The 19,526-nt window shown below is 71.7% G+C and carries 23 protein-coding genes and 1 riboswitch; of the genes, 3 read left to right on the top strand and 20 right to left on the bottom strand.

What is annotated here, in order from left to right; all coding sequences use genetic code 11:
• Positions 1–16 precede the first annotated feature (16 nt).
• The 9 genes from ACNKFW_RS10210 to cbiE form a co-directional block, all read right to left on the bottom strand.
• Entirely contained in the window at positions 17–175 is a 159-nt protein-coding gene (locus ACNKFW_RS10210; RefSeq protein WP_157034061.1) for a hypothetical protein, read from the bottom strand.
• Positions 176–273: 98 nt separating this feature from the next.
• On the bottom strand, positions 274–855 hold the full coding sequence (locus ACNKFW_RS10205) for a cytochrome b/b6 domain-containing protein (RefSeq protein ID WP_024843067.1): 582 nt from the start codon (positions 853–855) through the stop codon (positions 274–276).
• Positions 855–1,310, bottom strand: a complete 456-nt coding sequence (locus ACNKFW_RS10200; protein WP_024843066.1) for a c-type cytochrome — start codon at positions 1,308–1,310, stop codon at positions 855–857. The genes ACNKFW_RS10205 and ACNKFW_RS10200 overlap by 1 nt, the downstream gene beginning before the upstream one ends.
• A 367-nt stretch (positions 1,311–1,677) precedes the next feature.
• Entirely contained in the window at positions 1,678–1,998 is a 321-nt protein-coding gene (locus tag ACNKFW_RS10195) for a DUF1636 family protein (protein ID WP_024843065.1), read from the bottom strand.
• Positions 1,983–2,732 carry a precorrin-6A synthase (deacetylating) gene (cobF, locus tag ACNKFW_RS10190; RefSeq protein ID WP_024843064.1) on the bottom strand — a complete coding sequence of 250 codons (750 nt, stop codon included), beginning with the start codon at positions 2,730–2,732 and terminating at the stop codon, positions 1,983–1,985. The genes ACNKFW_RS10195 and cobF overlap by 16 nt, the downstream gene beginning before the upstream one ends.
• A complete protein-coding gene (locus ACNKFW_RS10185) occupies positions 2,729–4,018 on the bottom strand; it encodes a cobyrinate a,c-diamide synthase (RefSeq protein WP_418024268.1) in 1,290 nt (429 codons plus the stop codon). The genes cobF and ACNKFW_RS10185 overlap by 4 nt, the downstream gene beginning before the upstream one ends.
• On the bottom strand, positions 4,015–4,788 hold the full coding sequence (cobM, locus tag ACNKFW_RS10180; RefSeq protein WP_418024266.1) for a precorrin-4 C(11)-methyltransferase: 774 nt from the start codon (positions 4,786–4,788) through the stop codon (positions 4,015–4,017). Before cobM ends, ACNKFW_RS10185 begins: the two co-directional genes overlap by 4 nt.
• A complete protein-coding gene (locus tag ACNKFW_RS10175) occupies positions 4,785–5,135 on the bottom strand; it encodes a cobalamin biosynthesis protein (protein ID WP_024843061.1) in 351 nt (116 codons plus the stop codon). The genes cobM and ACNKFW_RS10175 overlap by 4 nt, the downstream gene beginning before the upstream one ends.
• Positions 5,132–6,304 carry a precorrin-6y C5,15-methyltransferase (decarboxylating) subunit CbiE gene (gene cbiE, locus ACNKFW_RS10170; protein ID WP_418024264.1) on the bottom strand — a complete coding sequence of 391 codons (1,173 nt, stop codon included), beginning with the start codon at positions 6,302–6,304 and terminating at the stop codon, positions 5,132–5,134. The genes ACNKFW_RS10175 and cbiE overlap by 4 nt, the downstream gene beginning before the upstream one ends.
• Before the next feature lies 1 nt (position 6,305).
• On the opposite strand from cbiE, the gene ACNKFW_RS10165 reads away from it, so the two are divergent.
• Positions 6,306–7,040, top strand: a complete 735-nt coding sequence (locus tag ACNKFW_RS10165) for a cobalt-precorrin-6A reductase (RefSeq protein ID WP_418024841.1) — start codon at positions 6,306–6,308, stop codon at positions 7,038–7,040.
• Here the strand turns inward: ACNKFW_RS10165 and cobJ are convergent.
• From cobJ to ACNKFW_RS10130, 7 genes are read right to left on the bottom strand one after another with little or no spacing between them, the layout of a single operon-like run.
• Entirely contained in the window at positions 7,016–7,744 is a 729-nt protein-coding gene (gene cobJ, locus ACNKFW_RS10160) for a precorrin-3B C(17)-methyltransferase (protein WP_418024262.1), read from the bottom strand. The genes ACNKFW_RS10165 and cobJ overlap by 25 nt on opposite strands.
• On the bottom strand, positions 7,741–8,502 hold the full coding sequence (locus tag ACNKFW_RS10155) for a precorrin-2 C(20)-methyltransferase (RefSeq protein WP_024843057.1): 762 nt from the start codon (positions 8,500–8,502) through the stop codon (positions 7,741–7,743). Before ACNKFW_RS10155 ends, cobJ begins: the two co-directional genes overlap by 4 nt.
• Before the next feature lie 2 nt (positions 8,503–8,504).
• The gene (locus tag ACNKFW_RS10150) at positions 8,505–9,134 is read right to left on the bottom strand and encodes a precorrin-8X methylmutase (RefSeq protein ID WP_028709889.1); all 630 of its coding nucleotides are present in this window, start codon (positions 9,132–9,134) and stop codon (positions 8,505–8,507) included.
• Between the two features lie 54 nt (positions 9,135–9,188).
• Complete coding sequence (locus tag ACNKFW_RS10145; RefSeq protein ID WP_024843055.1) at positions 9,189–10,352, bottom strand: precorrin-3B synthase; 1,164 nt, start codon at positions 10,350–10,352, stop codon at positions 9,189–9,191.
• Positions 10,349–13,501, bottom strand: coding sequence for a cobaltochelatase subunit CobN (gene cobN, locus ACNKFW_RS10140; protein ID WP_418024260.1), 3,153 nt, complete (start codon positions 13,499–13,501; stop codon positions 10,349–10,351). The genes ACNKFW_RS10145 and cobN overlap by 4 nt, the downstream gene beginning before the upstream one ends.
• A 3-nt stretch (positions 13,502–13,504) precedes the next feature.
• Complete coding sequence (cobW, locus tag ACNKFW_RS10135) at positions 13,505–14,539, bottom strand: cobalamin biosynthesis protein CobW (protein WP_418024258.1); 1,035 nt, start codon at positions 14,537–14,539, stop codon at positions 13,505–13,507.
• Positions 14,540–14,542: 3 nt separating this feature from the next.
• Positions 14,543–14,896, bottom strand: a complete 354-nt coding sequence (locus ACNKFW_RS10130; protein WP_024843052.1) for a DUF1636 family protein — start codon at positions 14,894–14,896, stop codon at positions 14,543–14,545.
• Between the two features lie 75 nt (positions 14,897–14,971).
• Positions 14,972–15,173: riboswitch (cobalamin riboswitch) on the bottom strand.
• Between the two features lie 37 nt (positions 15,174–15,210).
• Between ACNKFW_RS10130 and cobO the strand changes: the two genes are divergently transcribed.
• The gene (gene cobO / locus ACNKFW_RS10125) at positions 15,211–15,822 is read left to right on the top strand and encodes a cob(I)yrinic acid a,c-diamide adenosyltransferase (protein WP_418024256.1); all 612 of its coding nucleotides are present in this window, start codon (positions 15,211–15,213) and stop codon (positions 15,820–15,822) included.
• Between the two features lie 61 nt (positions 15,823–15,883).
• The gene (locus ACNKFW_RS10120; RefSeq protein WP_418024254.1) at positions 15,884–17,383 is read left to right on the top strand and encodes a hypothetical protein; all 1,500 of its coding nucleotides are present in this window, start codon (positions 15,884–15,886) and stop codon (positions 17,381–17,383) included.
• A 33-nt stretch (positions 17,384–17,416) separates the two neighbouring features.
• Here ACNKFW_RS10120 and bluB read toward each other — a convergent pair whose 3' ends face one another.
• The 4 genes from bluB to ACNKFW_RS10100 all read right to left on the bottom strand — a co-directional run bounded on the left by bluB (position 17,417) and on the right by ACNKFW_RS10100 (position 19,517).
• Positions 17,417–18,040 carry a 5,6-dimethylbenzimidazole synthase gene (gene bluB, locus ACNKFW_RS10115; protein ID WP_024843049.1) on the bottom strand — a complete coding sequence of 208 codons (624 nt, stop codon included), beginning with the start codon at positions 18,038–18,040 and terminating at the stop codon, positions 17,417–17,419.
• The gene (locus tag ACNKFW_RS10110; RefSeq protein ID WP_418024252.1) at positions 18,040–18,573 is read right to left on the bottom strand and encodes a hypothetical protein; all 534 of its coding nucleotides are present in this window, start codon (positions 18,571–18,573) and stop codon (positions 18,040–18,042) included. The genes bluB and ACNKFW_RS10110 overlap by 1 nt, the downstream gene beginning before the upstream one ends.
• 69 nt (positions 18,574–18,642) lie before the next feature.
• Entirely contained in the window at positions 18,643–19,341 is a 699-nt protein-coding gene (locus tag ACNKFW_RS10105) for a CbtA family protein (RefSeq protein WP_024843047.1), read from the bottom strand.
• Positions 19,341–19,517: a CbtB domain-containing protein gene (locus tag ACNKFW_RS10100; protein ID WP_024843046.1), complete on the bottom strand. Its 177-nt coding sequence runs from the start codon at positions 19,515–19,517 to the stop codon at positions 19,341–19,343. Before ACNKFW_RS10100 ends, ACNKFW_RS10105 begins: the two co-directional genes overlap by 1 nt.
• Positions 19,518–19,526: the final 9 nt, after the last annotated feature.

Genomic DNA, 19,526 nt, shown 5'->3' with positions numbered 1-19,526 from the left:
GGTCCCGCCCTTTTCGCTAGCTGTTCACGCTCGGCGCGGGGGCCGGGCTTTCGGTCGGCGTGGTCGCCGCCGTTTGGTCGCTGGAGACCTTCTTGTGGCCGGGGCAGTCTGCAAGCGCGGGAATGGCGGCCATCGAGAAAGCCAGCGCGAGGGCGACGGTCTTGCTGATCATCATCGGCTCCTTCGTGCGGTTCAGGCATGCCGGACAGGCCAGGGCACGGGCCCGGCATGCCCCAGCCTGACATGCGCGGGCGATTCGATCAATTCCGCCGCCTATTCCTCACGAACCTGTTTGCGGCCGGTAATCATCGGCCGCACCAGATCCTCGCGTTTCCAGTAGCGATAGAACAGGATCACCGCGACATGCAGCAGCACCAGGACCAGAACCAGATTGGCGCCCAGGTTGTGCCAGCCCACCGCCTTGGAGCGCGTCGTGCCGCTGACATAGGAGGCCAGCGGGCCGACATTGATATAGTCGTCGGGATCCGAGATCAGCCCGCTGCTGACCTGCGCCGCCAGCACCGCCAGCATGGCGAGCACCGACAGCGCGCCCAGCGGGTTGTGGCCGGGCCAATAGCTGGGCTCGCGCAGCAGCAGGCCGCGCATATAGCCGGCGATGGCCCCCGGTCCCCGGATGAAATGCGAGAACCGCGCCGGGGCGGGACCGACGAAGCCCCAGACCAGGCGAAAGACCAGCAGGCCCGCCACGACATAGCCGCACCAGAAATGCAGCGTCATCTTGGCCGGGCCGAACTGGCCCAGGCACCAGGCCGCGATGACGAAAAAGGCCAGCAGCCAATGGAACCCGCGCAGCAGCGGATCCCATAGCCGGACCTCGCGCACCGGGCCTTTCATCAGCTCTTTTCGCGGTAATTGTCGTGACAGGCCTTGCAGGCGCCGCCCAGTTTCTGCACCACGGCACCGACCTCTCCGGCGCCGCCCTTGACCGCATCCGAGGCGCCGGTCGCCGCCTCGCCCAGCCCGGCGAATTTCGTGCGGAAATCCTCGGGATTGGACCAGATGTCGGGCTTGGCCGCGCTGTCCTGGGCCTCGGCCGAACTGCTGCCCTCGACGAACAGGCTGGGCAGGTCGTATTGTGTCAGCGCCTCGATATTGGCGGCGGCGCGGCTGGCCGCGGCCTCGTCATAGGCTAGCTCGCCCTTGGCCATGCCCGAAAGCGTGCCCATGTTGATGGCCAGCATCTGATAGAAGCCGTGCCGGGCCTCGATGGCTTGCGTGACCGGATCGTCCTGGGCCAGGCTGGCCAGCGGAACCGCAGCAAGGGCGGCGGCAGTGAGAATCAGGCGCATGTCGTCGTTCCTTTCTTGTGGCATAGGGCTGCAATCGGGTTCGCGCCGCGTCAGAGTTGCACAGCCTGCTGCGCCTGCCAACGCATGCGCCGATGCCATTTTCGTGGAAACCCATGGCCGGGCGGGGTTTACCGTTCGCCGAACCGTGGTTTTTTCACCGCCGGCCCGCCGCGATGGTCAGGATTTGGGCAAAGCCGCCCCTATCCCGGTTGCGCGGTGCTGCGGGGCTTGCGCCCGGCCGCGCCGTGGGTGCAATCTGAACTGGACGGGGCAGTATCCCGTTACCCCGCGCCGCACGGGGTGCTTCATGAGCGACCGCCGTCCATGCCGCGTCTCCTCCCTCCGCGTGGGCATGGGCGGCGGCTTTTCAGCCTGCCGGGATGCGCAGCTTCAGGCAAAGGCGCAGCCGGCCGCAGGGCCGGGCGTCCGTGATCCAGCCATCCGCCGCCGCCAGATAGGCGCGGATCGTGGCCGCGATGTCGCCGGCATCCGCGGGGCGCAGGCCGTGGAACAGATAGGCGCCGCGCCCCGGCGCCTGCAGGGCCATCAGCACCGGCCGGGCGTCGCGGGCGTGCAGGGCGGCGCGGCGCAGGGCGATGTCCGGGCCAAGCCTGCGCAGCGTGTCGGCCAGGGCATCGGCCAGCGCGTCGGCCTCGGGGCCCGGCGGCAGGGTCAGCGTGACCGGCATCGGTCCAGCAGATAGATGTCCATGATCCAGCCATGCTCGGCCCGTGCCCGCGCGCGGGTCTCCAGGATGCGCCCGGCGACCTCGGGCAGCGGTCCGCGGATCAGGATCTGCTCGCGCATGCCCAGGAAGGCACCCCACCAGATATGCAGCCCCTGGGCGTCCAGGTTTTGGAACGAGCATTCGCCGTCCAGCATGACCACCAGCCGGTCCACCGTCTCGGGCCAGCCATGGTCGCGGATCTGCCGGCCGGTGGTGATCAGCACCGGCGCCGCTACCGCGTTCAGCGGTATGGCATGGGCGGCGCAAAGCGCCTGGATGGCGGTGATGCCGGGGATCACCCGCAGGTTCAGCGGCAGGCGCCGCGCCACCCGTTCCGCGATGCGCAGCGTGCTGTCGTAAAGCGAGGGGTCGCCCCAGACCAGCAGCGCCGGGCGGATGGCGCCATGGGCGCGGATCACCTGTTCCCAGCGGGCGGCGATGGCGTCGTGCCAGGCCTCGACGCCCTGGCGGTAGCCGTCCGAGACGTCGCGCGTGGGCATGTCGAACACCGCCAGCGGCGGCGGGCTGGCCAGAACCTGCCGGCAAAGCGCGCGGCGCAGCTCGGCCAGGTCGGCCTTGTCCCCGCCTTTCGAGGGGATCAGGATCAGGTCGGCATCGGCCATGGCGGCGATGGCCTCGCGCGTCAGGTGGCCGGGGCTGCCGGTGCCGATGCCGATCAGCGCAAGCTCGATCATGGCGCCGCTCCGATCAGGTGGAAGAAGCTGCCGGTGGCCTGGCCGCGGCACGAGCCGGTCTCGGGCACCGCATCGCCATTGGCGTCGGCGACGCGGGCCAGCGGTTCGTCGGGCTGGGCCAGGATGGTGGCATAGTGGAACTCGTGCCCGGCCAGCGGCTGGCGATAAAGCCCGGTCAGGGGCTCGGCCCGGCGATAGCCCAGGTGCATCCGGCGCTGCGCGTAGCTGGTCTCCAGCCCCAGCAGCCCGGCCATCTGATGCCGTGTGCCCTGGGCATCGACCAGCCCGGCGCCCATGGCCATGTAGCCGCCGCATTCGCCATGCACCGGCCGCGTTTCCGCAAAGCGCCGCAGCCCGTCGCGGAAGCGGCCGGCCGCGGCCAGCCGGCCCGCATGCAGTTCGGGATAGCCGCCGGGCAGCCAGCAGGCCCCGGCGCTGTTGTCCGGCGCCTGATCGGCCAGCGGCGAAAACGGCAGGAGCGTGGCCCCCGCCGCCCGCCAGCCGGCAATGAGATGCGGATAGACAAAGGAAAAGGCGTCATCCTGCGCCAGCGCGATGCGCTCGGCCGGCGGCGGCAGCGGGCGAAAGGGTTCCGCCGCGATCCCGCCCGCGGCGGCAGCGACGATGGCGTCAAGGTCCAGGTGCCGCGCCGCCGCCTCGCCCGCCGCCGTCAGCAGCGCCTCCAGCGCGGCGTGCTCCTGTGCCTGGACCAGGCCCAGGTGCCGCTCGGGCAGTTCGATCCCGGCCTCGCGCGGCAGCACGCCCAGCACCGGGATCGAAAGCTGGTCCAGCGCGTGCCGCATCAAGGCTTCGTGGCGGGGCGAGGCGACGCGGTTCAGCACCACGCCGGCCAGAGGCACGTCGCGGCGCATCTCGCGGAATCCCAGCGCCACGGCACCGGCGGATTGCGCCTGGCCCTTGCAATCCATGACCAGCAGCACCGGCCAGCCGGTCAGCGCGGCGATGTCGGCGCTGGCGCCGTTGCCGCAGCCGCCGGCGCGCGCCACGCCGTCGAACAGCCCCATCGAGCCCTCGGCCAGCGCGATATCGGCGTCCGCGGCCGTGCCGATCAGATGCGCGATCTGCGCCCGGTCCATGGCCCAGCTGTCGAGGTTATAGGATTCGCGTCCCGCCGCGGCGCGGTGAAAGGCGGGGTCGATATAGTCCGGCCCGCTCTTGAAGGGCTGCACCACCAGACCGCGCGCCCGCAAGGCCGCGATCAGCCCCAGCGTGACCGTGGTCTTGCCGCTGCCCGAGGCGGGGGCGCTGATGACCAGCCCCTTCATTCGGGAAACCGCGGTGCGGTGCCGACGGGGCGGAAGCGGCGGTCGTAATCGCCGGCATAGAGGCGGCTTTCGTCGAAGCCCTCGGCCGCCAGTGCCGGGCCGACCAGGATCAGCGCCGTGCGCTCGCCCGCGCCGATGCCGGGGTCCAGCGTGGCCAGCGTGGCGCGAATGATGCGCTGGTCGGGCCAGCTGGCGCGGAACACCACCGCGACCGGGCAATCCTCGCCGTAATGCGGCACCAGCTCCGCCTGCACGCGGTCCAGCACATGCACCGACAGGTGGATGGCCAGCGTGGCGCCGGTGGCGGCGAAATTGGCCAAGGTCTCGCCCTCGGGCATCGAGGAGGCGCGGCCCGAGGTCCGGGTCAGCACCACCGATTGCGCGATGCCCGGCAGGGTCAGCTCCGCCCCCAGCGCCGCGGCGGCGGCGGCAAAGGACGGCACGCCCGGCGTCACGTCATAGGGGATGCCCAGATCGCGCAGGCGCCGCAACTGCTCGCCCATGGCCGACCAGACCGACAGGTCGCCCGAATGCAGCCGCGCCACGTCCTGGCCGGCCTGATGCGCGGCGGCGATCTCGGCGATGATCTGGTCCAGGTCCATCGGCGCGGTGTTCACGATCCGCGCGCCGGGCGGGCAATGGCTCAGCAGCGCCTGGGGCACCAGCGAGCCGGCATAGAGGCAGACCGGCGAGGCGGCGATCAGGTCGCGGCCGCGCAGGGTGATCAGGTCGGCCGCACCGGGGCCGGCGCCGATGAAATGGACGGTCATGCGGGGTCTCCTTCTGCGATGGCGGCGGTGGCCATGCCGTCTTGCGAGATGACGCGCGGCGCGGTGATGCGCGCGCCGGGGCCGAGGGCGGCCAAGGCGGCGGCCTCGGCCAGCGAGCCGGTGCCGTGGCGCGCCAGGATGCGCGGCGATCGGGTGGGGGTGGCGATGCCGGCGACCTCGACGGCGATCAGCGGCAGGCCGGTCCGGGCGGCCAGCGCCCGCATCACCGGCGCATCCGCCTTGGCCGGGCTGGTCGCCAGCGCATCCGCCGAACCGGCGCGGGCCAGCGCGTCGGCCAGCGAGGCGAGGCTTGCCGCCCGGCGAAAGCCGATGCCCGCGACCCTCATGGCCAGCTCCATTGCGTGACGCTGCGCGCCGGGGTCCAGCCGCGCATCCGGCCCAGCGGCGCGGCCTCCTCCAGCGCGATGCGGGTCAGGCTGCCGCCGCGCGCGGCGTGGAGCGCGATCAGCAGCGCCTCGGTCTCCAGCGTCACCGCGTTCACCGCCAGCCGGGCCGGGGGCAGGGCGTCGATCAGCGTGGCCGAAGCGCCGCCGCCGATGAAGATTGCGTCGGGCGGCGGCAGGCCGGCCAGCGCCTCGGGTGCGGTGCCATGGACGGCGCGCATCCGGCCGGCCAGCCCGAACGCCTCGATATTCGCGGCGATATTGGCGATGCGGTCGGCGCGGGGCTCGATGGTCACGGCATGGCCGCCGTTCAGGCACCATTCGACGCTGACCGAGCCCGAGCCGCCGCCGATGTCCCACAGCATCTCGCCCCCCCGCGGCCCCAGCGCCGCCAGCGTCATCGCCCGGATGGCGCGGCGGGTGATCTGGCCGTCATGGGCGAAGCTGTCGTCGGGCAGGCCGAAGCCGCGCGGCGGGCCCGCGCCCGGCGGCAGGTCCGCGCCATCCAGCGCCACCGCCACCGGGGCTGCGCAGTCCAGCGCGAAGCCCTGTGCCCGCGCAGCGCGGATGCGCTCGCGCGGGCCGCCAAGCGCCTCCAGCACCACCATGCGGGTCGCGCCCAGTCCCTGCGCCACCAGCCACTCCGCCAGGGCGGCCGGGGCGCCGCCGTCGCGCAAGAGGCAGATCGCCCGCGCGCCGCGCGCCATCACCGGGCGCAGCCGGGCAAGGGGCGCGGCATGCAGGCCCAGGCAGGCGATCTCCTCCAGCCGCCAGCCCAGCCTTGCGGCGGCCAGCGAAAACGTGCCGGGCGCGGGAAAGGCCCGCCATTCGCCCGCTTGCAGAACGGCGGCGATGCTGCCGCCGGCGCCGTGCCAGAACGGATCGCCCGAGACCAGCGCCGCCACCGCCCGCCCGCGCAGGGCCAGCAGCGGCTCCAGGCCGAAGGGCACCGGCCATTCCCGGCCCCGCGGCCCCGCGATGCCCGCTAGTTCCAGGTGCCGGGGAGCGCCGAAGACGATTTCCGCCCGATCCAGCGCATCGCGGCTTGCAGGCGGTAGACCGGCCGGTCCATCTTCGCCGATACCGATGATGGAAAGCCAGGGATCAGGCATGATGCGCATCCTTTTGCTGGGCGGCACCACCGAGGCGGGGGCCATGGCCCATGCGCTGGCCGAGGCCGGGATGGACGCGGTCTATTCCTATGCCGGCCGCACCAGGAAGCCGGTGGCGCAGCCCTTGCCCACGCGCATCGGCGGCTTCGGCGGCCCCGAAGGGCTGGCCGACTACCTGCGGGCCGAGCGAATCAGCCATGTCATCGACGCCACCCACCCCTTTGCCGAGGGCATGAGCCGCAATGCCGTCGCCGCCTGCTGCGCCACCGGCACGGCGCTGATCGCGCTGGAGCGGCCGCCATGGGCCGCAGAGCCGGGCGATCGCTGGACCCGCGTCGCCGATTACCAGGCGGCTGCCCGCGCGCTGCCGGGCGACGGTTCTGCGGTGTTCCTGGCCATCGGCCGGCAGAACCTGCAACCTTTCGTGGGGCTGAACCATGTCTGGATGCTGCGTTTCGCCGAGGTGGCGGCGCATCCCCTGCGCGATGCCACGCTGATCGTCTCGCGCGGGCCCTTCACCGTCGCGGGCGACATGGCGCTGATGCGGCGGCACGCCATCGCCCATGTCGTCGCCAAGAATGCCGGGGGCCAGGCAGCCCAGGCCAAGCTGGCCGCCGCGCGCGCCCTTGGCCTGCCGGTGGTGATGATCGACCGGCCCGTGCTGCCGCTGCGCCGCGTCGTCGCCACGCCGGCCGAGGTCATGGCTTGGCTTCATGGCGCGGATCGCGGGGTATAGACCCATTTGCCCACCCGCCGCGTGGCGCTGTTGCCCAGGATGATGACGCTGCGCATGTCGGCCATCTCGGGCCGCGCATCGGCCAGGGTGACGGTGCGGATCGCCTCGTCCGGGGTCGAGACGGCGCGGGCGAATGAGATCAGCCGGTCGGGGCCGCAGCATTCGCGCAGGATCTGCAGGGCGCGGGCGAAACCCTCGGGCCGGGATTTCGAACGCGGGTTGTAGAAGGCCATGGCGAAATCCGCCTCGGCCGCCAGGCGCAGGCGCTTTTCGATCAGCGGCCAGGGTTTCAGATTGTCCGACAGGTTGATGGCGCAGAAATCATGCCCCAGCGGCGCGCCGATCCGGGCGGCGGCGGCCAGCATGGCGGTGATGCCGGGCAGGATGCGGATATCGGGGGCCTTGCCACGCCCCTCCAGCGCCTCGAACAGCGCCGAGGCCATGGCGAAGACCCCCGGATCGCCCGAGGAGACCACCACGACCCGCTTGCCGTCCGCCGCCAGGTCCAGCGCGAGGCGGGCGCGGTCCAGCTCGACCCGGTTGTCCGAGGGGTGCAGCGCCAGCCCGTCGCGCGGGGCGACGCGGGCGACATAGGGGATGTAGCCCACGACATCGGTGGCCTCGGCCAGCGCCGCCCGGACCTCGGGCGTGACCAGCGCATCCGCGCCCGGCCCGAGGCCCGCCACCGCGACCCAGCCCGTCATTCGGCGGCATCCGCGGCAGAATCGGACAGCGGCCGGCGGCCGTTGCCATGCACCAGCACGGTGGCGAAATAGGGGCAGGCCTCCAGGTCGGCCTGCGCCAGGGGGGTCACGCGCTGGCTGGGCATGGTGCCGCGCTCGACCAGCCAGGCGTCGGCCATGCGCCCGGCCGAGGCCAGCGCGCGGGCGATCTTGGGCAGGTTGCGGCCGGTCTTCATCACCACCACCGCGTCGGCGGCGCGCATGTGGCGGGCCAGCTCGGCCTCGGGCAGGGTGCCCATCAGCACGGTCATGGCGTCGTCGCCCCAGGTCATCGGCTGGCCGATGGCGTTCCAGCAGCCGGTCATGCCGGGAATGCCGGGGATGATCTCGACCGGGACGATGCCTTGCAGCCGCGCGTGCAGATGCATGAACGAGCCGTAGAACAGCGGGTCGCCCTCGCACAGCACCACCACGTCGCTGTCGGTGGCCAGCCGCGCCAGCCGCGCGGTCCAGTCGTCGTAGAAGGCCGAGAGCAGGCGATTGTATTCCGGGCTGTCGAAGGGGATCTCGGTCGTGACCGGATATTCCATCGCATGTTCGATCACGTCCTGGGCCAGCAGTTCGGCCACGATGCGGCGGGCCTGGCCGGCGCGGCCCTTCTTGCGGAAATAGGCGATCTGCCGCGCGCCGCGGATGGCCCGGTCGGCGCGGACCGAGATCAGGTCGGGATCGCCGGGGCCGAGCCCGGCGCAGATGATCTTTCCGGTTTGGGGGCCCATGGTCATTCCTTCCGGCTGGCCAGCGCGTTGACGGCGGCGACGGTGATGGCCGAGCCGCCCAGCCGCCCGCGCACCACCAGCGCCGGTGCGGGCAGGTCGTCGATCAGCGCCGCCTTGGATTCCGCCGCGCCGACAAAGCCCACCGGGCAGCCGATGATCGCGGCCGGGCGCGGGCAGGCGGGGTCGCGGAGCATGTTGAGCAGGTGGAACAGAGCCGTCGGCGCATTGCCGATGGCGACCACGGCGCCATCCAGGTCGTCGCGCCACAGCTCCAGCGCCGCGGCGCTGCGGGTATTGCCCATCTGCGCCGCAAGGTCCGGCACGCGCGGGTCGTTCAGCGTGCAGATGACCCGGTTCGCGGCGGGCAGGCGGGCGCGGGTGATGCCCTCGCTGACCATGCGCGCATCGCAGAGGATCGGCGCGCCGTCCTCCAGCGCCTGACGCGCCGCCGCGGCCATGCCGGCCGAGAAGACCACGTCGCGTTCCAGCCCCACCAGCCCGGCGGCATGGATCATGCGCACCACCACCGGCTCTTCCTCGGCGGAGAAGCGGGCGAGGTCGGCCTCGGCGCGGATGGTGGCGAATGACTGCGCGTAGATCCGGGCGCCGTCGGTTTCGTATTGGTGCAGCATCGGGGTTCCCTGGGATTTTCGCGGCTATCTCATGCAAGCGGGCATTGGGCAAGGTCAGAGCGGGATGCGGTCGGGCGCCAGCCCGCCTTGCGCGGCGGGATCGCGGGTACCGCCGCCCCGGATCAGGTCGAAGCGGTCGGGCGCGGTGGCGACCAGCGTGATCGCGGCCGGCCCCCGATGCGCGCAGCCCTTGGCGCAGCCGCTGACATGCAGGCTTTGGCCGGGTTCGAGCCGCGGGGCGAGGCTGCGGGCCAGGGCGCGGACATCGGCCAGCGCCTGCGGGCAGCCGGGCGCGCCGGTGCAGGCATGGATGCGCAGCAGCGGATCGTCGGGGTCGAGGATGGCGCCCCGGATCCGCGGGCGGGTGGCGCCCTCGATCAGGAGCGCGCGCCAGGGGGTCAGCCGCAGCGGGCCGATGGCGGCGGCGGCGGCCAGCTGCCGGGGCGTGACCTGGCCGAAGGCGAAGCCCAGCAGCCAGCCGTTCGGTGCCGGGCCGGGGCCGGGCGGATGGGCGCCGGCGGTTCCGGTGGCGCTGTCGCAGGGGTATTTGGAAAACGGAAAGGATGCCAGCGGGGTCGCGCCATGGGGCAGGGCGGGGCTGCGGCGCAGGTGGCCGCGCATCCGTCCGCGGCCGTCCTGAACGCCGCCTTGCATGAACCAATGCGCCAGGGCGATGGCGCGGGTGGCGGCCTGGGCGGTGTTATCGGCCTTGAGCGCCCAATCGCCGCCGTCCGGCACGATCAGCCATCCCGGACCCTGCGGGCGCAGCCTGATGTCCGCGGGCGTGTCGGTCAGCACCGGCGGGTCGGCATCGACGGCAAAGCCGAACTTGCCGGGCACCTGCGGCGCATCGGGCGCGGTCATCGCCTGGGCGATGGCCTCGGCCAGTTGCCAGGCCGGGCCGCCCACCGGGGCGAAGGGCGACAGGATCACGTTGCGCCGCGCTTCGGATTCCGGGTCGTCGTCGATCAGGCCGATGCCGGCCAGGGCGGCGACGGTCGCGGCATGGCCGGAAGGGTCCAGTCCGCGCAATTGCAGGTTGGCGCGGCTGGTCAGGTCCATCAGCCCGTTGCCGTGCCGCGCCGATAGTGCCGCGATCAGCCGTGCCTGGCCCGGTTCCAGCCGACCGTTCCGTGCCCGGATGCGCAGGACCAGCCCGTCGCCCGATTGCATCGGCCGCAGGGCGCCGGGGCACCAGCCCTTGACCGTGAAGCTCATGGCGCCAGCTCCGCCAGCACCGAGTTGCGGCGGCTGACCCAGAGGCCCGATTCGAGCAGCCGCGCAAACAGCGCGCGCATGGCGGCGAGCGCGGCGGGGTTTTCGCGTTCCATGAAGGCCACGACCTCGGGCCGGCCCAGCGTCGCGTCGTGATAGAGGTCGAAGAGATGGCTGGGCACCACGCCGGCCAGATTGGCGAAGGCGGCCATGTGATCGAGCGTCGCCGCGATCTCGGCCGCGCCGCGAAAGCCGTGCCGCATCATGCCGTCGGCCCAGGCCGGGTTGGCGGCGCGGGCGCGGGTGACGCGGGCGATTTCCTCGGTCAGGGTCCGGGCGCGGGGCTGGCCGGGGCGGGTGGCGTCGAGGTGGTAGAGCGCGGGCGCCGGTGCGCCGATCCGGGCCATGGCGGCGGCGAAGCCCGCCTCATGCGCGGCATAGTCGCCGGCCAGAAGCAGGTCGGATTCCGGCAGATCCTGCGCGTGGACGAAGGCATCGGCCTGGGCCAGGCGGTCGCGGATCGCCTGCGGCTGGTGGGTGATCCGGCCATCGGCGCCGATGGCGTGGGAGGCGGCGGCCAGCCATGCCTCGCCCGCCGCCTGCCGGGCCTGATCGGTGAAGCTTTCGGCCAGGTTGGCGAGGCCGAGGCCGTAGAGCCCCGGTTTCGGGCCGAAGACGCGGGGGGCGCGGCTGCAGTAGGGATTGTCCGCCGGGGCTTCGTCGCGGGTGGAGAGCGCCTCGGCCCCGATCTCGAAAAGCTGCGCGAGGCCGGGGAAGATGTCGCGGAACAGGCCCGAGACCCGCAGCGTCACGTCGATGCGCGGCCGGCCGAGTTCGGCCAGCGGCAGGATCTCGATGCCCGCGACCCGCCCCGAGGCGCCGTCCCAGCGCGGGCTGAGGCCGGCGAGATGCAGCGCCATGGCAAATTCCTCGCCCGCCGTGCGCATGGTGGCGCTGCCCCACAGGTCGACGACCAGCCCCTTGGGCCAGTCGCCATGGTCCTGCAGGTGGCGGCGCAGCAGCTCCTCGGCCAGCTTCACCCCTTGCGCATGGGCATTGCGCGAGGGCACGGCGCGCGGATCGACGGCGAAGAGGTTGCGCCCGGTCGGCAGCACGTCCAGCCGTCCCCGCGCCGGCGAGCCGGAGGGGCCGGGCGCCACGCGATGGCCCGAGAGCGCCCGGGCCAGCCCCTCGGTTTCGCCAGGGGCGGTGCCATAGATGTGCAGCCCGTCGCCGAACCGGCTGTCCTTGAGATCGCAGAGGAAGCGGTCGATCAGCGGGATCGCCTCGGCGGCCGCGGCATCGGGAGGCAGGCCCAGGTCGGATTCCACCCCTGCCGCGCGGGCCTCGTCGCGGATGGCCGCGATCAGCCGGTCGCGGCGGCGCGGGTCCAGCCCGTCGGCGGTGGAATATTCGTCCAGCAGCCGCTCCAGATGCGCCAGGTTCTCGGGGATGGCGGAGTCGACCAGCGGCGGCGGCATATGGCCCAGCGTCACCGCGGACAGCCGGCGCTTGGCCTGCGCGGCCTCGCCCGGATCGTTGACGATGAAGGGATAGACCACGGGCAGGTCGGCCAGCAGCGCCTCGGGCCAGCATTCATCGGACAGCGCCACGGATTTCCCCGGCAGCCATTCCAGCGTGCCATGCGCGCCCATGTGGATCAGCACCTCCGCCTGCGTCCGCAACCAGAGGTAGAAGGCAACGTAGTCGTGGCGCGGGGTGCGCGTCAGGTCGTGGTAATCGTCGGCGCGGGTCTTCACCTCGCCGCGCTCGGGCTGCAGGGCGATCAGGTCTGCGCCGTGGCGGAGGGCGGCGAAACGGAAGCCCTGGGCCGGCGGCTCGCCCCATGCCGCCTGCAGGTCGTCCTGCAGGCGTCGGGGCAGGCGGGCCAGCGCCTGCCGGTAGTCCGAAAGCGGCCAATGGATGCGCTCGGCCATCAGCCGGTGGCCGAGGTCGTCATGCGGGATGCCAAGGATCGTGCCGCATGATGCCAGCGCGTCTAACCCCACGGCATGGGCAAGCTGATGCGCCTTGCCGGGATAGGTGGAGAGCACCACCGCCCGGCGTGTCGCCTGCCGCAGCCGGTGCCAGGCCGTGACCCGCGCCACGGCCGCCGCGATGCGGTCCGGGTCGGGGGCGTGGATCACGCGGGCGAATTGCAGGTCGGGGTCGCGCTCTTGCGGTTGTTTGAAGCTGATCGCGCCCAGGAAGATGCGGCCATCGACCTCGGGCAGCACGACATGCATGGCCAGATCGGCGGCGGACAGGCCGCGCTCCTCGGCTGCCCAGAGCGCGCGGGGGGCGGTGGACAGCGCCACCTGAAAGACCGGGCAATCCGCGCCGTCGAAGGGCGTGGCGCCGGCATCGTCGCGGGCGGAAAAGGCGGTTAGGTTCACCACCGCCGCAAGGCCGGGCAGATGCGGCGCCAGCCAGTCGGCAAAGCCCGGCGCCTTGAGCGAGGGCGCGAAGACCCCGGTCGCCCTCAGCCCCGCCCCGCGCAGGGCGCGGATCATCGCATCCACCGGTGCCAGGTCGGCCGCGGTCAGGTAGCTGCGATAGAAGCTGACCAGCACGCCGGGCTCGGGGCGGTCGATGACGCCGCGGTCGGGATCGTAGAAGCCGAAATCCGGGATCGCGGCCTCGCCACGGACCGGGGCGGCGGGCAGTCCTGCCGCCTGCGCCAGTTCCGCCAGTGCCATCTGCGCCGCGACCGCGCCGCCCTGGTCGCAGAGCGCCGAAAGCCGGCGCAGCAGCGGCACCGGCAGGGTCGAGAAACGGTCCAGCGTGGGATCAGGGCGCCCGTCCGCCGGCAGGAAGGCCAGCGCGATGCCGCAGCGATGGGCGAGGTCTTGAAGGCTGGCCACGCCATAGGGCCAATAGGGCTCGCCGCCGATCAGCCGGACCAGCACGGCGCGGGCGCCCGAAAGCGTCGCCTCGACATATTGATCGACCGAGACCGGGTGCCGCAGCGCCGAGAGGTTGTACAGCCGCAGCGTGGGCAGGCCGCCGGCCGCCCGGTGCCAGCCCGCCGCGAAAGCGCCGAGGTCGCTGTCGGAATAGGACAGCACCACCAGCTCTGCGGGGCTTTGGCCGGGGTCGGTCGGAACCTCGGTTTCCTCAAGCCCACGGCTTTCGCGGAAGACGACGTGCATGGCTTACGCGGCCAGGACCGCCCGGATCGCGGCCTCGTCGATATCGTCATGCTCGGCGATGACGACAAGGCGCGAGGCGCGGGGCCCGTCGCCCCAGGGCCGGTCGTATTGGTGGCGCACCCGCTCGCCCACGGCCTGGACCAGCAGGCGCATGGGCTTGCCGGCGACGGCGACATGGCCCTTGACGCGCAGGATGTTCTGCTCGCGCGCCAGCCGCTCGATGCGGGCGGCAAGCTCGCCGGGGTCGGCGATCTCGGCCAGCTCGATCACCACCGAGTCGAAATCGTCATGTTCGTGGTCCTCGGCGCCGTCGTGATGGCTGGGGCGGGCGGCAAGGTCGTCCTCGGCCGCCGCGCCCAGCCCAAGGATCACCCGCGGGTCGATCACCCCATCGGTCAACGGCAGGATCGGCAGCTTGCGCGGCGCCTCGGCCTCGATCACCGCGCGGGCGGCGGCCAGCCCGTCCTCGCCGGCCAGGTCGGCCTTGGAGAGCAGCACGATGTCGGCGCAGGCGATCTGGTCCTCGAACACCTCGGACAGGGGCGTTTCGTGGTCGAGGCTGTCGTCGGCGGCGCGCTGCGCCTCGACGGCGGCCTCGTCCGGGGCGAAGCGGCCGGCAGCGACGGCTTCGGCATCGGCCAGCGCGATCACCCCGTCCACGGTGATGCGCGAGCAGATGGCGGGCCAGTCGAAGGCTTTCAGCAAGGGCTTGGGCAGGGCAAGGCCCGAGGTCTCGATCAGGATGTGGTCGGGCTTCACCGGCATCGCCATCAGCCGCTCCAGCGTCGGGATGAAATCGTCGGCCACCGTGCAGCAGATGCAGCCGTTCGACAGCTCCATGATGTTCTCGGCCGGGCAGTTCTCGTCGGCGCAGGATTTCAGGATCTCGCCGTCGACGCCCATGGTGCCGAATTCGTTGACCAGCACCGCCAGCCGCTTGCCCTGCGGGTTCAGCATCAGGTGGCGGATCAGCGTGGTCTTGCCGGCGCCGAGAAAGCCGGTGATGACGGTCACGGGGGTCTTGGTCAGGTCGCTCATTTCTTATCCGATCGGGGGAATGCGCGCGAGGCTGCGCTTGCGGAAAATCGTGACGCGCTCGCGCCAGGGCACGATGCCGTCGGGGGCCTGGGCATAGGCGGCGGCGCCTAGCAGGATCTCGGGGGCGTCCTCGGCCGACATGCGGCCATAGACATAGGTCCAGCGGCCCGGTGCCGACAGCGCGATGGCGGCGCCGCTGGCGCAGGCGGACAGGCATTCGACCGGGACGATGCGCACGCCATCCGGTGCGCCTTCGGCTGCCAGCGCGTCATGCAGCCGCGCGCCGGGCACCGGCTCGCCCTCAAGCACCGGCTGGCCGGCGCGGCAGGTGATGCAGACATGCAGCGTGACTGTCATGCGCCCTTCATCCCTCAAGGCGGCACGAGGCAGGGGACCAGCGCCCAAGCCCCAGCGGGAACACCCCGTCCGCCGGTCAATCCTTCGCGCGCTGGCAGGTCTCCCGGCTTGCGGATTCGGGCCTTGGCCCACGGCCGCCCCGCCTTCCCGGCTTTCGCCAGTGGCCATGGGGCGACCTTTCCGGTCACGGTCGCGGGGGCGGCTGCTTCCAGGCGGTTGCCTGTCGCATTCCCTCTTCGCCTGTCGTAGGACAGGAACCAGCGCCCCCTGTCTGTGCGCGCCCGGTCCCGACTTGTCAAGCGAAGGAGTGCCCGATGCAGACCGACGACAACGCCCGCCATGCCGAGAAGATGGCGAAGATCAAGGCCGCCCGCGACCGGATGATGACCGAAAAGCAGGGCGAGAAGGGGCTGGTCATCGTCCATACCGGCAAGGGCAAGGGCAAGTCCTCGTCCGGCTTTGGCATGATCCTGCGCTGCATCGCCCATGGCATGCCCTGCGCGGTGGTGCAGTTCATCAAGGGCGCCTGGGACACGGGCGAGCGGCGGCTGCTGACCGCGCATTTCGCCGGTCTGTGCCAGTTTCACGCCATGGGCGAGGGCTTCACCTGGGAAACCCAGGACAAGGCGCGCGACATCGCCGCCGCCCGCGCCGGTTGGGAAAAGGCCAAGGAACTGATCCGCGATCCGCAGATCCGCATGGTCCTGCTGGACGAGATCAACATCGCCCTGCGCTATGACTACCTGGACCTGGACGAGGTGCTGGACTTCCTGCGCAGCGAAAAGCCGCCGATGACCCATGTCGTGCTGACCGGGCGCAATGCCAAGCCGGAACTTGTCGCGCTGGCCGATCTTGTGACCGAGATGGAGCAGGTCAAGCACCCCTTCCGCGACGGCATCAAGGCCCAGCCTGGGGTGGAGTTCTAGCCCGTTTCCTGTCATCTGCCGCTGGTGCAGAACGAGTGATTTTTCGAAAGGATGTTCGAACATGTTTGCGAGACAAGGCCTTGTGGCACTGCTGGCGATCTGCCCCGTCTCGGCGGCCTGGGCGGTGCCCGCCACCGATGAGGGGGCCCAAAGGCTGCGCGGCGTTTTCCAGACCTATTTCGGCGGCACCGAGGGCGTGGTCGCCGTCACCCCGCAGGGCGAAAGCTATGAGCTGCGCATCGATCCGGCGCCGCTTCTGGCGCAGGTTCCGGCCGATCAGGCCCAGGTCAGCGTCTCGGCCCTGACCTATCGGCTGACCGACAATGGCGACGGCAGCTGGGGCGTCAGCGAGGACCAGGCGCTGAGCTGGTCGGTGGTGGTGCCGAAGATGTTCGAGCAGAAGGGCTCGACCAGGGTCGAATCGACCGGCATCTGGGACGAATCGCTGATGAGCTTTCGCGAACAGAAGGCGGTGATGACGGATTACGTCATCGAATCGGTGCAATATGCGCCGCCGCTGCCTGCTGCCGAAACCGCGCCCGACCAGCCCTCGGCCGAGCCGCAGGTGGTTTCGCGCGATCACCAGCGCACGGCGCGGATGGAATGGTCGGTGAACGGCGCGCCCGGCAAGGCCGGCGGCGTCGATCAGGCCATGAGCTTCACCGCCGAGGGGCTGGAGCAGTCGCAGGAGATCCTGATGGGTCCGGGCGGCCAGCCGATGACCTTCCAGATCACCGCGCCGGGCTACGAGGGCAGCGGCCAGATCACCGGCATGCGCAGCGAAGGCGTGCTGTCCCTGCTTTCCTGGTTCGTCGCCCATCCGTCCGAGGAACTGATCAAGGGCGCGCAGGACGGGCTGCGCGACAAGCTGGCCGCGGCCATGCCGCTATGGGAAGACCTGTCGATGGATGCGGTGCTGCACGACCTGAAGATCGGCTCTCCGCTGGGCGAGTTCGGCCTTGCCTCGACCAAGGTGGCGATCGGCCTGTCCGGTGCCACCGCCGACGGCCGGCTGCACGAACGGGTGGCGCTGTCGGGCCTGACCGTGCCCGAAGGCGTGCTGCCGCCCTGGGCCGTGCCGATCCTGCCGCAAGAGGTGACGCTGGACTTCACCGCTTCGGGCTTCGATCTGGCGGCACCGGCGAAGATGCTGATCGAGGGGTTCGACCTGGCCGCCGACGAGCCTTTTGCCCGGCTGGTACCCGAACAGTTGCAGGCGGCGCTGCTGCCCAGGGGCACGGCCGACCTGACGCTTGCGCCCTCGCAGATCAAGGGCGACGGCTACCGGATCGACTATCGCGCCGATATCGCGGCGGGTCCGGGGGCTGCGCCCACCGGCGCGGTGCTGATCTCGGCCATGGGGCTCGACAAGGTCGAGGCGGCGCTGGCCGCCGCCCCGCAGGAAGAGGCCGGCCAGCCGCTGATGATGCTGCGCATGGCCCGCGCCATGGCCAAGCCCGGCGCGAGCGGCGAGTATCTCTGGGACATCCAGATGCCCGAGGGCGGCGGGCCCTTTACCGTCAACGGCCAGCCCATGGGCCCGGCCACCTCGCAGCCCTGAACCAGGCGGCCCCGCCGGATGCGGTGGGGCCTTTCAGCGCCGCTGCCAGCCGGGGGCGGTGTTTTCCTGCCAGCCGGTGCGGTGCAGCAGCGGCGTGTCGTCGGTGAACTCGGGCCAGCCCAGGCAGAGCAGCGCCGAGAACTCCCAGCTTTCGGGCACCGCGAGCAGCGGGCCGATCCGCGCCGGATCGAGGATCGAGACCATGCCAAGCCCCAGGTTGCGCACCCGTGCCGCCAGCCACAGCGCATGGATCGCCATGGCCGTCGATTGCCGCAGGGTCTGCGGCATGGTGGCGCGGCCAAGACCGTGGCCCTCGGAGGGGTCGATCTCGGTAAAGACGGCCAGCCAGACCGGGGCGCGGTCCAGCCCGGCCAGCTTCAGCGCATCGTATGCCTGCCGCTGCCGGCCCTGGTAGCGGGTGGCGGCCTGGGCATTGCAGCGCAGGAAATCGGCGCGGATCGCGGCGCGCAGATCGGGGCTTTCGACGCGGATCACCCGCCAGGGTCGGGCATTGCCGACCGAGGGCGACAGTTCCATCGCCGCGCGCAATTCCTCCAGCAGCGGTTCGGGGACCGGGGCGTCGCGGAAATGCCGCACGTCGCGGCGCCAGCGCAGGATGCGCTGCAAGGCGGCCTTGTCCTCGGCGCCGAACTCCATCACGGCGCCGCGCAGATCGCGCTGTCGGGCAGGCCCGCGGCCCCGGCGCGGATGCCCACCGGCCGGTCGGGCACGGTCAGCTCGACGGCAAGCGGCCGGCCGGAGACGGTCAGCGGGCGGTGGTCGTTCGAGTTCAGCTCGACCCGCAGCCGGTCTCCGGGCCCCAGCGCGTCGAGGTGATGGGCCGGGCCGTAGAGCCGGGCGATCTTGGCGCCGTTGAGGTAAAGATGCGCATGGCCCTCGCCCCGGCGGTCGGCCAGCCCGGCATGTTCGGGGGCAAAGCAGAAGCCCTCGGCCTCGATGAACAGGTTCCAGCCCGCAGTGCTGTCGGGCTCCAGCCGGGCCGCGGCGGTGGCGCTGCCGGCGGGCAGGTCGATGGGCGCGCCGTGGTCATGCGCCGCGGCTTGGGCGCCATGGCCATGCGCGCCGTGGTCGTGGCCGTCCAGCGTGATGCCGTTGGCGGCGGCGATGACGAAGCCCATGCCGCCGCCGAAGACCAGGCCGATCAGCAGCATCGGGATCGAGCGATCCATGTCTTTTCCCCGTTTCATGGAACAGCCGGGCGCGGCAGGCACGCCCGGCCGGAAGGGTTGCGGCGCCGATCAGGCGGCCTGCGGCACCGGTGCGCCTTGGCCTTCGCGCTGCCAGAACCAGCCGGCCAGCAGGCCGAGCAGGGCCCAGGCCATCGCGCCCGCCCCCAGCGCCCGGCCGGCGAATTCCGCCGAAAGCTCGGGCGGGACCGGGCCGGCATAGCTGTCGGGCTGCGGCGCGCCGATCAGATGCGGCGCCAGGATCAGCACGATGGCCGCGCCCCAGGCCGCCCAGCCCTTGCCGAAGGCGACCAGCCACAGCGCGAGCCCGGTGGTGGCGGCGGTGCCCAGCCACCAGATCGCGCGGAGCTGCACATCGGCGGCGGCGACGCCCGGCACTTCCGGGGCCAGGCCGAAGGCGGGGGCGAGCTGCATGGTCAGATAGCCGGCCAGGCCCCAAAGCAGCCCCTGCCGCGCCGTGACCGCGTTGCCCCGCGATTCGGAAACCGCCATCAGCGCCACCAGCATCAGCCCGTAGCCGGCATAGACCATCATGGTGAACAGGACCGAAAGCAGGTTGCGGGTCCATTCGAAGGATCCCAGATCCTGATGCGCGCTGACGGCTTCGGCGCCGAAATGCGCCAGTTGGCCGGATTCATACAGTTCGGCATGCAGCAGCACGGGCTGCACGAACCAAAGCTGCAACAGGGCGGCAATCAGCCCCGTTGCAGCGCCAGCGATCAATCCGCTGGTCAGAATGCGCGAGAACATCAGTGGCAGGGGAAGCCGGTGGCGTGACGCACGTCATGGGCGGCGTCATGCAGGGTCTCGGCCTGCACCAGCCCGGACATGAAGATCAGCCCGAAGCCGATCGCGAAGGCGGCGATGGCGGGAAACAGCACCGAGGCGCGGCTGGCCCCTGCGGCGGTCATGGGTTTTGCGGTCATCTGCGACCC

Origin of the sequence: Paracoccus sp. TD-10 (assembly GCF_048270675.1) — a bacterium.
In the GTDB taxonomy this organism is placed as follows: Bacteria; Pseudomonadota; Alphaproteobacteria; order Rhodobacterales; family Rhodobacteraceae; genus Paracoccus; species Paracoccus pantotrophus.
This window is presented reverse-complemented; position numbering and strand designations above follow the sequence as displayed.

What these genes read in the sequence shown, in the direction of transcription:
- ACNKFW_RS10210 (WP_157034061.1), bottom strand. Translation starts at nt 175, where the DNA reads ATGATGATCAGCAAGACCGTCGCCCTCGCGCTGGCTTTCTCGATGGCC.
- ACNKFW_RS10205 (WP_024843067.1), bottom strand. Translation starts at nt 855, where the DNA reads ATGAAAGGCCCGGTGCGCGAGGTCCGGCTATGGGATCCGCTGCTGCGC.
- ACNKFW_RS10200 (WP_024843066.1), bottom strand. Translation starts at nt 1,310, where the DNA reads ATGCGCCTGATTCTCACTGCCGCCGCCCTTGCTGCGGTTCCGCTGGCC.
- ACNKFW_RS10195 (WP_024843065.1), bottom strand. Translation starts at nt 1,998, where the DNA reads ATGCCGGTCACGCTGACCCTGCCGCCGGGCCCCGAGGCCGACGCGCTG.
- cobF (WP_024843064.1), bottom strand. Translation starts at nt 2,732, where the DNA reads ATGATCGAGCTTGCGCTGATCGGCATCGGCACCGGCAGCCCCGGCCAC.
- ACNKFW_RS10185 (WP_418024268.1), bottom strand. Translation starts at nt 4,018, where the DNA reads ATGAAGGGGCTGGTCATCAGCGCCCCCGCCTCGGGCAGCGGCAAGACC.
- cobM (WP_418024266.1), bottom strand. Translation starts at nt 4,788, where the DNA reads ATGACCGTCCATTTCATCGGCGCCGGCCCCGGTGCGGCCGACCTGATC.
- ACNKFW_RS10175 (WP_024843061.1), bottom strand. Translation starts at nt 5,135, where the DNA reads ATGAGGGTCGCGGGCATCGGCTTTCGCCGGGCGGCAAGCCTCGCCTCG.
- cbiE (WP_418024264.1), bottom strand. Translation starts at nt 6,304, where the DNA reads ATGCCTGATCCCTGGCTTTCCATCATCGGTATCGGCGAAGATGGACCG.
- ACNKFW_RS10165 (WP_418024841.1), top strand. Translation starts at nt 6,306, where the DNA reads ATGCGCATCCTTTTGCTGGGCGGCACCACCGAGGCGGGGGCCATGGCC.
- cobJ (WP_418024262.1), bottom strand. Translation starts at nt 7,744, where the DNA reads ATGACGGGCTGGGTCGCGGTGGCGGGCCTCGGGCCGGGCGCGGATGCG.
- ACNKFW_RS10155 (WP_024843057.1), bottom strand. Translation starts at nt 8,502, where the DNA reads ATGGGCCCCCAAACCGGAAAGATCATCTGCGCCGGGCTCGGCCCCGGC.
- ACNKFW_RS10150 (WP_028709889.1), bottom strand. Translation starts at nt 9,134, where the DNA reads ATGCTGCACCAATACGAAACCGACGGCGCCCGGATCTACGCGCAGTCA.
- ACNKFW_RS10145 (WP_024843055.1), bottom strand. Translation starts at nt 10,352, where the DNA reads ATGAGCTTCACGGTCAAGGGCTGGTGCCCCGGCGCCCTGCGGCCGATG.
- cobN (WP_418024260.1), bottom strand. Translation starts at nt 13,501, where the DNA reads ATGCACGTCGTCTTCCGCGAAAGCCGTGGGCTTGAGGAAACCGAGGTT.
- cobW (WP_418024258.1), bottom strand. Translation starts at nt 14,539, where the DNA reads ATGAGCGACCTGACCAAGACCCCCGTGACCGTCATCACCGGCTTTCTC.
- ACNKFW_RS10130 (WP_024843052.1), bottom strand. Translation starts at nt 14,896, where the DNA reads ATGACAGTCACGCTGCATGTCTGCATCACCTGCCGCGCCGGCCAGCCG.
- cobO (WP_418024256.1), top strand. Translation starts at nt 15,211, where the DNA reads ATGCAGACCGACGACAACGCCCGCCATGCCGAGAAGATGGCGAAGATC.
- ACNKFW_RS10120 (WP_418024254.1), top strand. Translation starts at nt 15,884, where the DNA reads ATGTTTGCGAGACAAGGCCTTGTGGCACTGCTGGCGATCTGCCCCGTC.
- bluB (WP_024843049.1), bottom strand. Translation starts at nt 18,040, where the DNA reads ATGGAGTTCGGCGCCGAGGACAAGGCCGCCTTGCAGCGCATCCTGCGC.
- ACNKFW_RS10110 (WP_418024252.1), bottom strand. Translation starts at nt 18,573, where the DNA reads ATGGATCGCTCGATCCCGATGCTGCTGATCGGCCTGGTCTTCGGCGGC.
- ACNKFW_RS10105 (WP_024843047.1), bottom strand. Translation starts at nt 19,341, where the DNA reads ATGTTCTCGCGCATTCTGACCAGCGGATTGATCGCTGGCGCTGCAACG.
- ACNKFW_RS10100 (WP_024843046.1), bottom strand. Translation starts at nt 19,517, where the DNA reads ATGACCGCAAAACCCATGACCGCCGCAGGGGCCAGCCGCGCCTCGGTG.